14 protein-coding genes are annotated in these 14,467 nt (G+C 66.2%); 7 read left to right on the top strand and 7 right to left on the bottom strand.

The window, feature by feature from the left end; genetic code table 11:
- Positions 1 to 78: 78 nt before the first annotated feature.
- From OKQ63_RS23900 to tssA, 4 genes are all read right to left on the bottom strand, one after another.
- Positions 79 to 579, bottom strand: coding sequence for an Hcp family type VI secretion system effector (locus OKQ63_RS23900; protein ID WP_264214492.1), 501 nt, complete (start codon positions 577 to 579; stop codon positions 79 to 81).
- Positions 580 to 646: 67 nt separating this feature from the next.
- Positions 647 to 2,143 carry a type VI secretion system contractile sheath large subunit gene (tssC, locus tag OKQ63_RS23895; RefSeq protein ID WP_264214491.1) on the bottom strand — a complete coding sequence of 499 codons (1,497 nt, stop codon included), beginning with the start codon at positions 2,141 to 2,143 and terminating at the stop codon, positions 647 to 649.
- 15 nt (positions 2,144 to 2,158) lie between these two features.
- Positions 2,159 to 2,674: a type VI secretion system contractile sheath small subunit gene (tssB, locus tag OKQ63_RS23890; RefSeq protein WP_264214490.1), complete on the bottom strand. Its 516-nt coding sequence runs from the start codon at positions 2,672 to 2,674 to the stop codon at positions 2,159 to 2,161.
- Between the two features lie 70 nt (positions 2,675 to 2,744).
- A complete protein-coding gene (tssA, locus tag OKQ63_RS23885) occupies positions 2,745 to 3,809 on the bottom strand; it encodes a type VI secretion system protein TssA (protein WP_264214489.1) in 1,065 nt (354 codons plus the stop codon).
- Between the two features lie 184 nt (positions 3,810 to 3,993).
- Here tssA and OKQ63_RS23880 point away from each other — a divergent pair, with 184 nt between their 5' ends.
- From OKQ63_RS23880 to OKQ63_RS23855, 6 genes are all read left to right on the top strand, one after another.
- Positions 3,994 to 4,839, top strand: coding sequence for a hypothetical protein (locus OKQ63_RS23880; RefSeq protein ID WP_264214488.1), 846 nt, complete (start codon positions 3,994 to 3,996; stop codon positions 4,837 to 4,839).
- 61 nt (positions 4,840 to 4,900) lie between these two features.
- Positions 4,901 to 5,320 (top strand): hypothetical protein, encoded by a 420-nt coding sequence (locus OKQ63_RS23875; RefSeq protein ID WP_264214487.1) that lies wholly within the window; start codon positions 4,901 to 4,903, stop codon positions 5,318 to 5,320.
- Positions 5,321 to 5,323: 3 nt separating this feature from the next.
- Positions 5,324 to 5,941 carry a MotA/TolQ/ExbB proton channel family protein gene (locus tag OKQ63_RS23870; RefSeq protein ID WP_264214486.1) on the top strand — a complete coding sequence of 206 codons (618 nt, stop codon included), beginning with the start codon at positions 5,324 to 5,326 and terminating at the stop codon, positions 5,939 to 5,941.
- Between the two features lie 16 nt (positions 5,942 to 5,957).
- Positions 5,958 to 6,368, top strand: a complete 411-nt coding sequence (locus OKQ63_RS23865; RefSeq protein WP_264214485.1) for an ExbD/TolR family protein — start codon at positions 5,958 to 5,960, stop codon at positions 6,366 to 6,368.
- The gene (locus tag OKQ63_RS23860) at positions 6,365 to 6,772 is read left to right on the top strand and encodes an ExbD/TolR family protein (RefSeq protein ID WP_264214484.1); all 408 of its coding nucleotides are present in this window, start codon (positions 6,365 to 6,367) and stop codon (positions 6,770 to 6,772) included. The genes OKQ63_RS23865 and OKQ63_RS23860 overlap by 4 nt, the downstream gene beginning before the upstream one ends.
- Positions 6,772 to 8,322, top strand: coding sequence for a DUF4384 domain-containing protein (locus tag OKQ63_RS23855; protein WP_264214483.1), 1,551 nt, complete (start codon positions 6,772 to 6,774; stop codon positions 8,320 to 8,322). Before OKQ63_RS23860 ends, OKQ63_RS23855 begins: the two co-directional genes overlap by 1 nt.
- Before the next feature lie 405 nt (positions 8,323 to 8,727).
- Here OKQ63_RS23855 and OKQ63_RS23850 read toward each other — a convergent pair whose 3' ends face one another.
- Positions 8,728 to 10,251 (bottom strand): caspase family protein, encoded by a 1,524-nt coding sequence (locus OKQ63_RS23850; RefSeq protein ID WP_264214482.1) that lies wholly within the window; start codon positions 10,249 to 10,251, stop codon positions 8,728 to 8,730.
- A 177-nt stretch (positions 10,252 to 10,428) separates the two neighbouring features.
- On the opposite strand from OKQ63_RS23850, the gene OKQ63_RS23845 reads away from it, so the two are divergent.
- The gene (locus tag OKQ63_RS23845; protein WP_264214481.1) at positions 10,429 to 11,469 is read left to right on the top strand and encodes an OmpA family protein; all 1,041 of its coding nucleotides are present in this window, start codon (positions 10,429 to 10,431) and stop codon (positions 11,467 to 11,469) included.
- Between the two features lie 596 nt (positions 11,470 to 12,065).
- Here the strand turns inward: OKQ63_RS23845 and OKQ63_RS23840 are convergent.
- A complete protein-coding gene (locus OKQ63_RS23840) occupies positions 12,066 to 13,166 on the bottom strand; it encodes a ParB/RepB/Spo0J family partition protein (protein ID WP_264214480.1) in 1,101 nt (366 codons plus the stop codon).
- Positions 13,163 to 14,467, bottom strand: coding sequence for an AAA family ATPase (locus OKQ63_RS23835; protein WP_264214479.1), 1,305 nt, complete (start codon positions 14,465 to 14,467; stop codon positions 13,163 to 13,165). The genes OKQ63_RS23840 and OKQ63_RS23835 overlap by 4 nt, the downstream gene beginning before the upstream one ends.

Here is a 14,467-nt window from a genome sequence, read left to right as displayed (position 1 = left end):
GAACAAGGATGGACGGCTGGAAATGCTTCAGAAAAAACGGGCCCCGGGCGCAAATACACCCGGGGCCGGCCAAAAGTGTTACTCGACCTTGCCGGTCTGCACGTTCCACTTGAAGGTGCCTTCGGTGGTCAGCTTGCCGGTCTTCTGGTTGGTCGACTTGTACTCATGTTCCAATGCAGCATAGGCCAGCGACCAGGTTTCTTCCGGAATGCCGTCTTCGCTGGCAGAGATCGAGTAGCTGTCGACAACCACGTCCTTCATCTTCCAGACCGAATAGACCAGCAGGCCCTGGCTGGCGCTGTCGCCCGAGCGGCACCAGTGCATGATGATTTCCGGACGCACGGTGCCGTTGGCAACCGACAGCGCCAGGTCGTTCGACGCTTTGCCCATCTGCGAGGTCAGCTCGATCTTGCCGAAGTTCGAGTTTGCGTGCATCCGCTGGGTCGAGCCCAGGTCGGTCATCTCGACCGCGCGCTCGACATTCCAGCTGGCGGACTGGATGACGATCCATTTCTTGTGCTGTTCCTCGGTGGCATCGCCTTCGATATCCGAGATCTGTACGAACATATTTGCAGCCATTTTTCTATCCTTTCAAAATTTAAGAACTCTACTGCACTATGAGTGTCTGAGGCTGGGGAGTGGGTAATCAGCCTCCCTTTTCCGAGGGCAGTTTGGATACCAGCCGCAACGAGACAGAAAGCCCCTCAAGCTGGTAATGCGGGCGCAGGAAGAATTTTGAGGTGTAATACCCCGGGTTGCCCTCGACCTCTTCCACAACCACTTCGGCTGCGGCCAGAGGCTTGCGCGCCTTCTCGTTCTCCGAAGAGATATCTGCGTTGAAATCAACATAGTTGTTGATCCAGTCCTGCAGCCAGGACTCCATGTCCTGACGGCTTTTGAACGAGCCGACCTTGTCCCGCACCATGCACTTCAGATAGTGCGCGAACCGGCATGTGGCGAACAGATACGGCAGCCGCGCGCCCAGGTTGGCGTTGGCGGTGGCGTCCGGATCGTCATATTCGGCCGGCTTGTGCAGCGACTGCGCCCCCATGAAGGTGGCCACATCGGTGTTCTTGCGGTGCAAGAGCGGCATCATGCCGTTCTTCGCCAGTTCCGCCTCGCGCCGGTCGTCGATGGCAATTTCGGTCGGGCATTTCTGATCGACGCCGCCATCGGTGGTCGGGAAAGTGTGGCTGGGCAGGTTTTCCAGCGTGCCGCCGCTTTCCACCCCGCGGATGCGCGAGCACCAGCCGTACATCTTGAACGACCGGGTGATGTTCACCGCCATGCCATAGGCCGCGTTGACCCAGCCGTATTTGTCGCTGGTGGCGCCTGCGGTGTCTTCCTCAAAGGCAAACTCGTCGACCGGATCGGTCTTGGAGCCATAGGGCAGACGGCCCAGGAAGCGCGGCATCGCGAGACCCACGTATTTGGCATCCTCGCTGTCGCGCAAAGAGCGCCAGGCGGCATATTCCGGGGTCTGGAAGATCTTGGTCAGATCGCGCGGGTTCGACAGTTCCGACCAGCTGTCCATCTGGAACAGGGTCGGCTTGGCGCCGGTGATCAGCGGCGCATGCGCGGCCGCGGCGATCTTGGACATCTCGCCCAACAGCTCGATGTCCGGCGGCGAGTGGTCGAAATGGTAGTCCGCCACCAAAGAGCCATAGGGCTCGCCGCCCAGCTGGCTGAATTCCTCGGTGTAGATCTTCTTGAAGATCGGCGACTGGTCCCAGGCCGTGCCCTTGAATTTCTTCAGGGTCTTCGACATCTCCTTCTTGGTGATCGGCATCACCCGGATTTTCAGCTGCTCATCGGTCTCGGTGTTGTTGACCAGATAATGCAGGCCGCGCCAGGCGCTTTCCAGCTGCTGGAAATCCTCGTTGTGCAGGATCAGGTTGACCTGCTCGGTCAGCTTGGCGTCGATTGCCGACACGATGCTCTCGATCGAGCGCAGCGCGTCGTCGGAAATCAGCGCGGTGTTTGCCAGCGCCTGCTCGGCCAGGGTCTTGACCGCGCTTTCGACGGCGGTCTTGGCCTGGTCCGACTTGGGGCGGAATTCCTTCTGCAGCAGGCTTGCGAATTCGGCAGAGCCAAAGGCGGCTTCACCGGCAGCGGCTTCCGCCTGGAGTTCTTCTTCAGCCATCTTTGTCCTCCCCTATTATTCTTTGCTCTCGGCGTCGCCGCCGGGCTTGGGCTGCGCTGCCAGGGTCTTCAGCAGGCTCGGGTCCTGGATGATCTTCGAGATCAGATCCTCGGCGCCGGTCTTGCCGTCCATGTAGGTCATCAGGTTCGACAGCTGGGTGCGGGCTTCCAGCAGCTCGCGCAGCGGCTCGACCTTGGCGGCAATCGCGGCGGGCTTGAAATCATCCATGCTCTCGAAGGTGATGTCGACCGCCAGGTTGCCCTCGCCGGTCAGCGTGTTGGGCACCGTGAAGGCGGCGCGCGGCGCCATCGATTTCATCCGGTCATCGAAGTTGTCCACGTCGATTTCCAGGAACTTGCGGTCCGCCACCGCGGGCTGCTCCACTTCGGATTTGCCCACCAGGTCGCTCATCACGCCCATCACGAAGGGCAGCTGCACCTTCTTCTCGGCGCCATACAACTCCACGTCATATTCGATCTGGACCCTTGGTGCCCGGTTGCGGGCAATGAATTTCTGTGAACTTCCGGCCATCTAGGTCTCCTTACTCGTCTTGCTTTCACGGCTGCCGCAGCAGGTTCCGCCGCGGCAAACTCCGTGTCCGTCAGTCGTCATCGTCTTCGATGCCGCCGATGAGGTTGACGTTGTCCACCCCCTGCGGCGCCATGTCGTTCATGATGGTGAGGAAGTCGGCCCCCACCAGCCGCTTTGCCCGCGCCAGCAGGATCGGCAGCGGGCTCGACGGCTCCCGCCGCCGGTAATAGGCAATGATGCGGTCCAGCGCGTTGGACACATCCGCAGGCGAATTGATCACCCCCGCCGCCGCCGCAGCCCCGCCCGCCGGCGGCGCGTCCGCTCCGGTTTCATCGGCCGCGGCGTCCGCTGCGGCATCCGCGTCTCCGGCGTCGTCCTTCGCGCCCATGTTGCCATAGTCGCGCATCCGTTTGGCGATCTGCTGCAACAGCTTGATCAGCGCGCTCAGGTCCGGCCCCTGCCCCGGCGTCTGCTCATCGAACACCGCCGAGATCGCCCGGACATTCTCCTCCGCCGTCTCGATCGCTGCAAGACGCGCGGTCACGATTTCTGCGTCGCTGTCCTGAAAGGCGGCGCCGATGGTGGCGGTATCGGGGATATGCTCCATGCTTTCGGGCGCGGTCATCACCCCTTCGGCAATCTCGATATCGCGCAGGCAGAACCGGCCGAAGCCGCGGCTCTCGGCCAGCGGCGCCCGGCGCAGCGAGCGGTACAGCGGCGACGCCCCCGCCATCCCGTCCGGCTGGCCGCACAGATCCTGAATGGCGTTGATCCGCATGGTGGGATCGCCATCGTCCTCATCCAGCTCCGGATGGCAGCTCTCCCAGAACTCTTCCAGGCAGCCGCGGATATAGGTGGTGGCGGCGGCAAAGCCGGTCAGCCCCTCGGTGTGCAGCAGCGCATCGCCCAGAAACACCGCCGCGCGCAGGTCGTGGCTGCGCTCCAGCACCTCCAGGGCTTTTTTCTGAACTTCGCGGTAATCGGGATCCGTCGCCTCGATCGTCTCGTTGCCCACCACCGATTCTTCACCGGGCTGGGCCGCCAGCTCCATATCCGTGAAGGCTGGATCGTATTCGAGGTTTTCGCCGCTGGGTGCGTCGTCCCCTTTGGATTGCAGTAATACTGCCGGATCCATCTAATTGCCCCCCGCTTCTTCTTCCGGTTTGCGGCCTCTGCTAACGTAACAGCAGGCAGCCCCCCACCCTTTTCAGAACTGGCGGTTAAGGATGCCCTAATCTCAAACTAAAACTTGACCCCAAGTGAGCCTTATCGGCATCCTAAAGTCAAATGTTTTCATACCTTTTTGCGGCGGACGAATGATGAGTATTGAGCGCATTTCAGGCAAGGAAGTCAAAGCGATGGCCCGCGAAGGCGCCAAGAAACGGATGAGTTTCGCCTTCTGCCTGGATCAGAGCAATGACCCCCTCCTGATGATTCAGCCGGGCAAGAAACCGGAAACCCTGCGCAATCCGATGAAAAAAGACGGCGGCGGCCCTCCGATGGCCTGGGGCACCTATGTGGTGCGCTCCGGCGAAATGGAGTTGATTTGCGAAAGCGCGCCGCAGCGCATGGTCGCCGAGCTGAAGAAATTCCTCAAGCGCGCCAACCTCAAGATCAACGTGCTGTTCTACGACGACGGCGGCAATCTGCTCGACAGCCTCAAGCCGGAAAAAGCAGAAGGCCAGGTGACCGAGGAGGACGCCGCCGACATCTCCGCCGCCGGCATCGACGCGCAAGCCATCGCCCCGCTCAAGCGCCGGCTCAAGCGGATCCAGCCGCGGATCGGCCAGGCGCCCGGCCCGCTGGAGCTGAAGCTCAAGCGCGCCCTGGCCAAATCCGTCAGCCTGATCAACGACGGCCGCCTGCAGGAGGCCGAGACGATGATCGTGGTGATCGAACGCGCCGTCGCCCGCATCGGCAAGGACCGCGAGGACGAGGCCGCGTCGATGAAACGCGGCCAGCGCGAGATGGACCAGCGCTCCCTCGGCGCCCAGGTCAAGCGCGCCCAGTCGCTGCAGGCCAATGTCGCCCGCGCCCCGGGCAAGGTCCGCGACCGGCTGGGCCGCGCCCTGCATGTCGCCGCCCGCCACCTGAAACGCCGCGACCTCGACTCCGCCCGCGACGCGATGGACCGGATCGAAAAAGCCCTGACCGCACTGGTCTGACCCCAAGGTCCAATCCGCGCGCCGCGGGCTGGCCAACGATCACCGGAACCCGGAGACAGTGATGCCCCTGAACCGCCTGCTATCTGCCCTTGCCCTGATCTGCCTGCCGCTGGCCGCCGCGGCTGAAACCGGCCCGCTCGGGGTCGAGCTGAACAAGACCGAGGAGATCGAGGGCGGCGGCTGCCGCGCCTTCTTCCTGTTCCGCAACCAGACCGGCAAAAGCTTCGAAGGCTTCGAGATGTCGCTCGCCATCCTCGACGGCCAGGGGGTGATCGACCGGCTGCTGTCGATCGACGCCGCCCCCCTCCCCGTCCAGCGCACCACCCTGAAACTCTTCGAGATTCCGGAAATCGCCTGCAGCAACATCTCCGAGATCCTGCTGCATGACATCACCTCCTGCCAGCCCCAGAACGAGGAGCAGACGGACTGTTTCCCGATCCTCGAGCTTGGCTCCCGCGCTGCCGCGCCGCTGGTGAAATAAGCCATGAGCGGCACCTGGGACATGCTCGGCACCGGCGGCCCGGTGATTGCGCTTCTGGCGCTGATGTCATTGCTGTCGCTGACGGTGATCGCGGTGAAGCTGATCCAGCTCTGGCCGGTGCGCGCCGGCGGCGACGCCCGCGAACAGGCCCTGGAGCTGTGGAAGGCGGGCGACCGCAAACAGGCGCAGGACAGTCTCGCGGACGGCAGATCCCCCGCCGACCGGGTGATGGCTTACGCCATGCAGGCACTGCAGGAGGGCCTGCGCGGGCCACTGCTGCAGGACGAGCTCACCCGCCGCGGCAACGAGGAAGTCAGCCGGATGAACGGCCTGATCCGCCTGCTGGAGCTGATTGCCATGGTCTCGCCGCTGCTGGGCCTGCTTGGCACCGTGCTGGGCATGATCCAGTCCTTTCAGGAGCTGGAACTGGCGCAGGGGGCGGCCAATGCCTCGGTGCTGGCGGGCGGCATCTGGCAGGCGCTCTTGACCACCGCCGCGGGCCTCCTGGTGGCGATCCCCGCCGCCGTTGCCGCCGGGCTGTTCGCCGCCCGCATCGACGCCGCCGCCCAGGCCATCGAAAGCGCCGCCGGCCGCCTGCTGCTGATAGACGGGTCGCGCTGACACGAGGGATACCGCCATGCAGATCAACCGGACCGCCCGTCCCCGCGCCCTGATTTCGCTGGTGCCGATGATCGACGTCATGCTGATCCTGCTGGTGTTCTTCATGGTGACCTCCACCTATCTGAACCTCGACATGATCCCGGCGGTGAAACCCTCCGAAGGCGCTGCCGGCAGCCCCCAAATCCCGGCCGGCACCCTGATGATCCGCCTCGGTGCTGACGGCGTGCCGGTGCTGCGCGGCACCGCGCTGGAGGGTGACACCCTGCGCGCGGCCCTCGCCGCCGCGATGGCTGAGGAACCGCTGACCCAGGTCGTCATCCTGCCCTCCGGCGCCGCCCGGACCCAGGCGCTGATCACGGTGATGGACACCGCCGCCCTGGCCGGCGTCACCCGCCTGCGCGTGCTGCGGCTGGAGGCAGCGCCATGAAGCTCAACCGCCCGGCCCGCAATCCGCATTCCGAAACCATCATCGCGCTGATCGACGTGGTGTTCTTCCTCTTGGTGTTCTTCATGCTGATCGGCCGGATGGACGCCACCGCCCCCTTCGACGTCCGCCCCGCCACCGCCGCCACCGGCCGCGACATGCCGGCCGGCGGCATCACCCTGGCGGTGTCCGCCGCAGGAGATCTGGCGCTCGACGGCGAGGCCATCCCCCGCGAAGGCCTCTCCCCTGCCCTTTCCGCCCTCTTGGCGGAAAACCCGGAACTGCGCCTGCGCATCAACGCCCACCGCGCGGCCGAGTTGCGCCGGGTGCTGCCGCTGGTCGCCGAAGGTGAAACACTCGGTTTCAAGGACGTGGTACTGGTGGTCACCCCGGAACCGGACGGGTGATGCGCAGCCCGGCCATATGGGCGCTGGGGCTTGCCGCCTCCGCCCTGGTCCATGCCGCCGGCGCCGGCGCGCTGCTGATCTCGCTGGTGCCGGGTCCGGTGCCGCAGCAGCCCGCCCCGCAAAGCCGCCTCGACCTGCAGGCCCACCGCATCCCCCGTTCCGAGGCCGTCCCACAGGCGCCTGAAAGCGAACAAGCACCTGAATCCGGGGCGCAAAGCCAAGGCCTTGCCGCAGGCAGCGTGCCGCTCTCCAAGGCCCAGCCGAAGGCCCCCGCAGCAGACCGCCTCGCCTCTGCCGCCCCGCCGGCAGCCAGCCTTGCACCCTCTGCCGCTCAGGCCGCTGCGGCATCCGCTGCACAAGCTCCGTCAAGCAAACTCGCCAGCGCCGCGGCGCCTGCCGCACGCCTGCCTGACGTCCGCCCGGCTGCCCGGCCGGCCCAGCCGTCTGAGCCGCAACCCGCCTCAGCGGCCCCGGCACCGGCAGCGGTGCAACCGGCCGCTGCCGCCACTGCCGCTCCCGTCCTGCTGACCGCCGCGCCGGATCCGGGCCGTCCTCTGGCAGATACCGCCGCGCCGCTGACCGCAGCCGCCGCCGCGCACCCCGACCCGGCTGCGCTGCCGCAGACCGCCCCCGCCAGCCGGCCAAGCCCGGAGGCGCAGCCCGTGTCCGCGCCGCTGGCGGGCACCATTCCGCCATCCCGGCAAACTCCAGCCGCCGCCCCGGACGCCCCCCGCATCAAAGCCGCGCTGGCGTTCCAGGGCGGCTCCGGCGATATCGATCCGGTGTCCCTTGCCGCTTTTCAGGCCTTCATGCAGCCCGGCGATGCGGTGGCCGCAGGCGACCCCCTGCGCGATGGCGTCTCCGGCATTCTCGCCGCCGTCCCCTGCTCCCGGCTGCAAGTGGCTTTTGTGCCGGAAACCGCCACCCTGGAAGTCCGCGGCCACCTGCCGGAAGACGGCTTGCGCCCGCCGGTCCTGGCCGCCCTGCAAGCGCAGATGGGCGCCGATATCACAGTCTCCGACCAGATGCGCCTGCTGCCGCGCCCGCAATGCGGCGCGCTGGCGGGAATCTCAAACGTCGGCCTGCCGCAAAGCACCGACCAGATCACCAACCCGCTGCTGGTCGGGGAGGACGCCCATGCCCGGGTGCTCGACTATTCCGGCGGCGAGCGGCTGTTCTTCGACCTCACCGCGCCGGACTACCCGGCCTATGTCTATGTGGACTATTTCGACGCCGGCGGCGCGGTGCTGCACCTGTCTCCGAATGCGCTGGTGCCGCTGACCGAGGCCGCCCCGCAAAGCGCCTTGCGCGTCGGCGCCAGGGAGGCGGGCGATCCCGGCTTGCAGATCACTGTCGGCCCGCCCTTCGGCCAGGAAATCGCCGTCGCCTTTGCGGCCTCGCACCCGCTGTATGACGCCGCCCGGCCGCTCAGCGAACCCGCCGCGCCATACCTGGAATTCCTGCGCGCCCGGGTGGCGGCCGCCCGCAGCCGGCACCCGGATTTCAAAGGCGAATGGGTCTATTTCCTGATCACCACCCACGCCCCGTAATCAACTGATTGAAAAGGCAGAACTCCCGCGCCCGCAGGCCCGCGGCTGGCGCCGCCATGCCTTGGCGGCCTTGGGCCGGGCGCTGCGCTGACGCGCAGCGCTCCCACCCGCTCTTTACGGGATCAAAGGCGGCGCCCGGCAGCCGCGCGGCAGACCCGCCCCCCTTCAGGCCGCAAAGGGCGGACTATCCCCGGCATGGCGCCTGAAGGGCACCCCTGCCCTTCAGCGCATCCTCGCAAATGCACCTGCAGATGCTGTTGCGCGAACGCTCTGCTGTTCCGAAGGCGGCCGCCCGCGCTGTGCGCAGCACAGCGCCACGCCCAACTGGGAAGGCGCATTCCGCGGAATGCGCCGGCCCCGGGCGGGAGCCCCTCGCCTGCGCGGGTCCGCCAGCGGCTCCGGCCGCTACTGGCAGCCGCCCGCGGCCCAACTCTTCAGCGCCTGTTTCAATGCCCCGCCGAACGGGTGCTGCTTGCCCAGCGACCGCTGCATGTTGAGGCTCAGATACGTGTTGCCCTGGGTGCACAGCCGCTCCCGCGTCCACTGGTGGCAGGAGCTGCAGGACTGGTCCTTCCAATAGCTCTCCGGCAGGCCTTCGACGGGCGGAAAGGCCGGCGAGCGGGTCACCGCCTCGGCCAGGGTCAGCCCGGCAATCTGGGGGACTCCGGTGTGCAGCGGGCTGGCATAGGTGACCGGCCCGGCCTCCGCAAGGCCGGCCGGCGCGGCTTCCGGCTCCGCCGCTGCCGGCGCGTCCCCGCCCGCCGCGGGATCCTGCCCGGCCCCGGCCGTCCTGGCCGCCACCTCCGCCGCTGCCATCTCTGCGAACTGCCCCTGGGGATAGGCCATCAGGTAGGTCTCATAAGCCGCCTTGCTGCCATCGTCCCGCGCGGCCTGGAACATCGCTGTCTCGGCGTCCTGCGCCGGCCCGGCCGGAGCCTTAGCAACCGCCTGCCCGGCGCTGCCCTTCAGTTCCTCCTGGACCAGCTCTGCCAGCAGCGCGCGGGCCTCATCCGCGTGTTTGCCAGCGCCATAGCCGCGCAGGAACAGCATGATCTGCATCGCATCGCGCGACGCCTTGACCGAGTTCCAGATCTGCGCCTCTTCCACTTCCGCCGCGCTCATCACCGCCTCCGGCTCGGCCGCGGCAAAGGTGAAATCGCTGACCAGCGACGACGTGTCCCAAGGCGTCTGGCTGCCGCCGCTCTGGTCCAGCACCGCCCGGCGCACCTGTTTGAACACCTGCTCCACCGGCCGCCCCGGTGCCGTGATCTCGCGCGCCAGCGCTTCGGTAAAGGGGCTGTTCACCCCCTCCCCGTCCAGCGCCACGCCGCCGGGCGCCGTGGCATAGGCCAGGAAGGTGCCGGTCGGCGCCTTCATCTCCGCCAGGCCGCTTTCATTGAGGTCCGCCACGTCTTCGAACGGGTTGTTGCGGCAGGCGTCGAGGATCACGATATTGGTGCGGTTGCGGGCCGACGCCATCTGCCGCAGCACCGACTGCGCCTCCACCGCCATCAGGTCGAGATCGGCCGCATCCGCCAGCGCCACATCCACCGGCAGCAGGTAGTTGCTGCCAAAGCTCTGCACCCCGTGCCCGGCATAGTAGAACAGCCCGGTGGCGTCCTCCCCTGCCCCGCGCAGGCGGCGCCCGAACTGGGCAATGGCGCGTTTCATCTCGATCTGCTTGGCATCGGCGGCCAGGGTGACATCAAAGCCCAGCCCCTCCAGCGTTGCGGCAATCAGCCTTGCATCGCGCACCGGATTGTCGAGCGGTGACACCGCGCCATAGGCCGAATTGCCGATCACCAGCGCCAGCCGCTCCTCCGCAGACGCCGCGCCGCCGCCGCCAAGCAGCGCCGCCGCAAGCAGCAGAAGGGCCAGCCGCACTCGGGCCGCTGCAGCCAGCCGGATCCGGGTCAGAATAACACGCACGCACCTGCTCCAATTCTTGCCCGCTTGGGGGCAGCTTCCCAATTATTAAGGGTATTTGGTTACCAAACTATCGCGTCCCTTGCACCCGGCAGCAAGCCTGCTGTTAGACTGGAGGGATCTCTTCCGTCCCTGCCCGCTGGCAGGGATGCCACTTTCGCCAACTCAAATGGATCGCGCATGCTCCGCTTAACCATCTCAATTTTAACAGTTTTACTGCTTCTCCTTCGTCCGGCGCTGGCCTCCGGCCCGTTTGAGCACGGCTGGCAGCTCAACGCCGAATCCTCCGCCATCCGCTTTATATCGATCAAAAAAGGCAGCATTGCGGAATCGAGCCGCTTTGCCGCCTTTTCCGGCGGCATCTCCGAACAGGGCGATGCCAAGATCCATGTCGCGCTGGATTCCGTCGATACCTCCATCGACCTGCGCAACGTGCGGATGCGGTTCCTGTTCTTCGAGACCTTCACCTACCCCGAGGCCACCATCACCGCCCGGATCGATCCGGCGCAGATCGCCGATCTTGCTGCAGTGCAGCGTAAGCAGATCGCGCTGCCGGTCACCCTGTCGCTGCATGGGGTCGAGGCGCAGCTGACCGCGCCGGTAGCGGTAACATTGCTGGGCAAGGACCGCGTCGCCGTGGCCACCGTGCAGCCCATCATCCTCAAGCTGGAGGATTTCGCGCTGAACCCCGGCCGCGAAAAGCTAGAGGAAGCGGCGGGCGTCACCATCACCCCCGTCGGGCTGGTCAGCCTGGACCTGATGTTTGACCGCGCCGCCCCCGGCAGCGCCTCTGTCCCCGCGGGGACAGCAACCGCGGGTGCCGCCACCGCGCTGGAAGCCAGCGGCGATTTCAGCCGCGAGGCCTGCACCGGCCGGTTCGAGATCCTGTCGCAGGGCCGCAGCGTCAACTTTGCCCCTTCCACCGCCCGGCTCGATGCCAACTCCCGCGATTTTCTCAACAGCCTCTCGGACATCATCCGCCGCTGCCCCGGGCTGGTTGTCGAGGTCGGCGGCCACACCGACAGCCAGGGCAAGGCGGCCTGGAACATGCGCTTGAGCGAGGAACGCGCGGCCGCGGTCAACAGCTACCTGCAGAACATGGGCATCCCGGCAGAACGGCTGATGGCGGTCGGCTATGGCGAGACAACGCCGCTGGTGCCCAACAACACCCCGCAGAACCGGGCCAAGAACCGGCGGATTGAGTTCAAGGTTCTGAACTGACCGGCCGCGGATGCCGAAAAAATCCCCCTGTCCCCGCGGGGACAGCTGCTGAAAACACCAAGGCCCGGCCGCTCCGCCGGGCCTTTTTCATGGCCGGACATTCCGCCGCGGCTGCAAGACGCCCGCCTGTCCCCGCGGGGACTGCGCCGCAAAACGGCCTCCCGGGGACCCTGCCTCCCGCACGTTTATGTCCCGAACCTTCCGGCACAGCGCCCGGGTGTCTTGCGGGCCGGCGGCAGCCCTGCCCGGCCTGCCCCCTGTCCCCTGTCCCCGCGGGGACAGGCCGGTATTTTCTGGGTGCCGGGCTGATTTCGGCCATCTGTCCCCGCGGGGACAAACCGCGGTCTCCGCCCCTCCGGCGGCCTGAACCTTGTTGCTGTGCATTGTATCCGGGCCGTTTTCTTGCGCTGTCCCCGCGGGGACACTTGCCGGTTCCGTGCCGCAGATGCCTTCTCTTCCGGCCTGCCGCGGCCGTTTGTCCCCGCGGGGACAGCTGTGAATAACAGGCTCGAACAGGCCAGTCAGACATGAAAAAGGCCCGGCATTTCTGCCGGGCCTCACCTGTTTTCCAAGACTGTCCCCGCGGGGACAGACTGTCAGTCTTCCTGTTCCAGAGCCGCAAAGAACGCGGCAATGGCGTCCTCCAGCTTGTGCCGGTCGATCTCGGAGAAGTCGCGCTCCATCGCCATCTCGATCTTGCCGTCGCGGGCCTGGCAGCGGACTGTCCCCGCGGGGACAGTGCAGCGCAATGTGGTCTTGGCCACGCCCGGACGCGGCGACGACGGGGCACGCGGGGCGTTCTTGCGCCGGCCCTCGGCAAAGCTGCGCAGCACCTCCAGCTCCGCGTCCTCCGTTGCAGGCTGCCCCCGCGCCAGCGCGTCGCGCAGCACCTGCGCGTTCATCGCATCCGCTTCCAGCCGTTTTTTCAGATCCAGCCCCAGCGCCCGCGGGATCGCCTCGGGGAACTTCAGCGCATCGCCCACCGCCTTCAGCACCTGGGCGAAATGGCGGATATAGATCCGCTTCTGCCGTCCGGCGGAGGCATAGAGATCATTGACCGCGTCCTCGATGGTCTCGGCACCGGTCTGGGTATCCTCGGCATAGCGCAGCGCCAGCTGCGCCATCTCGGCAAAGGAAATGTCGCGGCGCACCAGGTTCTCGTCCACCATCCGGCGGTAGAGCTCCTGCAGGCTGTCGCCCTTGGCCACCAGCCCCGCGGGGATATGGCCATAGGCTTCGTCGGCGGTCTCGCTGAGCAGCTCCATATAGGCCCGCATCCGCCGGTAGCCCTGGATCAGCTCATAGGTGCCGTCGTCCCTTTCCTCGACCCGGATCGGGTTGGAGAGGCCGACCGACCGGATCGACTCCTTGAGCTCGTCCAGGTCCGGATCGCGCCCCTCCTTGCGGTCGCGGGTCAGTTTCTCCAGCCGGATCCTGCCGATCGGGATCCGGTCGACCACCAGCCCCAGTTTCTTCAGCCGCACGAACTCATGCGCCAGCCGGTCGTTCTCGGCGCGGATCCGCTGCTCGGCCTCTGCGCGGGTGCGCAGCGCGTCGGCGTTTTCGGAGATCGCGGTGGCCATCGGCCCGCGGCGCGCCTCGGCGGATTTTTCGGCCGACTTTTCCGCGGCTGTCCCCGCGGGGACAGGGGCCGGTTCGGACGGGAAATCTATATCGAAGACTCTGCGCTTGCTCATGCCTCATCCTCCAGCTTGTCCCAGGCTTCCAGCGCGTAGGCCTTGAACTCGTCATAGGCCTGATCGAACGAGGCCCGCGCGCGCCGCCAGGTTTCGCGTGTCATGTCCCGGTAGTCGATTTCGTAGATCGAACTGAGGAACCGGCCCGACTGCTCGACGGCGCGGGTCATCTCGATCGGGTGTTCGGTCATTCTGCCCTCAAACACCTTCATAAATGCCGAACGCATCGCACGGTGCAAATCGTTACCGGATTCATAACGGGTGAGCAGGAAGCGGACGTCCTGGAACACCTTGGGCAGCGCAAATGTCCCCGCGGGGACAACGCCGTTGAAGGCCGACAGATCCTCCAGCGCCTCGGACAGCTGGCCGATGAAGGAGGTGGTGGAGTCATATTCCCAGTAGCCTGGGCCGGAGGGGATATAGAGCATGTCGGCGGCAAACACCGCATTCATCGACTGGTAGCCGATGGCGGGCGGGCAGTCGAAGATCATCAGGTCGTAATCTTCGGCCGGAAGCTGGTCGAGGTAGCGGGAGACCGCGGCAAAGAACGACCACTCCGGATTCAGGTGGCGGTACTGGGCGGAGGCAAATTCGACAAAGGCCGCGTTGGCGCAGGAGGGGATGATGTCGATGGTCGGCCAGCTGGTGGGTTTGACAAAGTCGCTGACCCGCAAATCCTGCAGCCCCATGCCGGTGATCGCATCCGGCAGCTGGCGCCGGGGCAGGGCGGTGCCGGACTCGGCGCCCTGCGGCACGGCGTTCATCCGTTCGGTCTCGCGCACCAGATCGCGGGCCATGATGCCCCAGACGGTGTAATCCTCGGTCACGTCGCTGAGGCCCATGGAGTGCGACAGGGTGGCCTGCGGGTCGAAGTCGACACAGAGCACCCGGTAGCCGTCCAGCGCCGCGGCATGGGCGAAATGCAGCGCCACGGTGGATTTGCCGGCACCGCCTTTGAAGTTGGAAATCGCCACCCGCAGCGCCCGTTTCCCCGCGGGGCGTTTGGGCAGCAGCGATTTGCGGTTGATCTTGATGCGGCGGCGCAGCTCGTTGATCTCCTCCAGCGAATACCAGCGCTGGCGGCCGTCCTCCTCGACATGGCCCTGGGGCAAGGAGGGGTCGGTGGCGAGCCGTCCCCGCAGGGTCGACTGGTTGACGCGGAAGATCAGCTCCGCCACCTCCCAGGAGGAGAACCGGCGCAGGGTCTTTTCCATTTCGGGGGAGAAGGTCTGCTGGCGGATCCAGCTTTGCATCTTCAAGGATTGGGCCTGCATCTTGGACAGGTCTTCGTGTGTAAACAT

Origin of the sequence: Leisingera thetidis (assembly GCF_025857195.1) — a bacterium.
In the GTDB taxonomy this organism is placed as follows: Bacteria; Pseudomonadota; Alphaproteobacteria; order Rhodobacterales; family Rhodobacteraceae; genus Leisingera; species Leisingera thetidis.
This window is presented reverse-complemented; position numbering and strand designations above follow the sequence as displayed.

Coding starts and splice junctions, on each gene's coding strand:
- OKQ63_RS23900 (WP_264214492.1), bottom strand. CDS start 579: ATGGCTGCAAATATGTTCGTACAGATCTCGGATATCGAAGGCGATGCC.
- tssC (WP_264214491.1), bottom strand. CDS start 2,143: ATGGCTGAAGAAGAACTCCAGGCGGAAGCCGCTGCCGGTGAAGCCGCC.
- tssB (WP_264214490.1), bottom strand. CDS start 2,674: ATGGCCGGAAGTTCACAGAAATTCATTGCCCGCAACCGGGCACCAAGG.
- tssA (WP_264214489.1), bottom strand. CDS start 3,809: ATGGATCCGGCAGTATTACTGCAATCCAAAGGGGACGACGCACCCAGC.
- OKQ63_RS23880 (WP_264214488.1), top strand. CDS start 3,994: ATGAGTATTGAGCGCATTTCAGGCAAGGAAGTCAAAGCGATGGCCCGC.
- OKQ63_RS23875 (WP_264214487.1), top strand. CDS start 4,901: ATGCCCCTGAACCGCCTGCTATCTGCCCTTGCCCTGATCTGCCTGCCG.
- OKQ63_RS23870 (WP_264214486.1), top strand. CDS start 5,324: ATGAGCGGCACCTGGGACATGCTCGGCACCGGCGGCCCGGTGATTGCG.
- OKQ63_RS23865 (WP_264214485.1), top strand. CDS start 5,958: ATGCAGATCAACCGGACCGCCCGTCCCCGCGCCCTGATTTCGCTGGTG.
- OKQ63_RS23860 (WP_264214484.1), top strand. CDS start 6,365: ATGAAGCTCAACCGCCCGGCCCGCAATCCGCATTCCGAAACCATCATC.
- OKQ63_RS23855 (WP_264214483.1), top strand. CDS start 6,772: ATGCGCAGCCCGGCCATATGGGCGCTGGGGCTTGCCGCCTCCGCCCTG.
- OKQ63_RS23845 (WP_264214481.1), top strand. CDS start 10,429: ATGCTCCGCTTAACCATCTCAATTTTAACAGTTTTACTGCTTCTCCTT.
- OKQ63_RS23840 (WP_264214480.1), bottom strand. CDS start 13,166: ATGAGCAAGCGCAGAGTCTTCGATATAGATTTCCCGTCCGAACCGGCC.
- OKQ63_RS23835 (WP_264214479.1), bottom strand. CDS start 14,467: ATGTTTACACACGAAGACCTGTCCAAGATGCAGGCCCAATCCTTGAAG.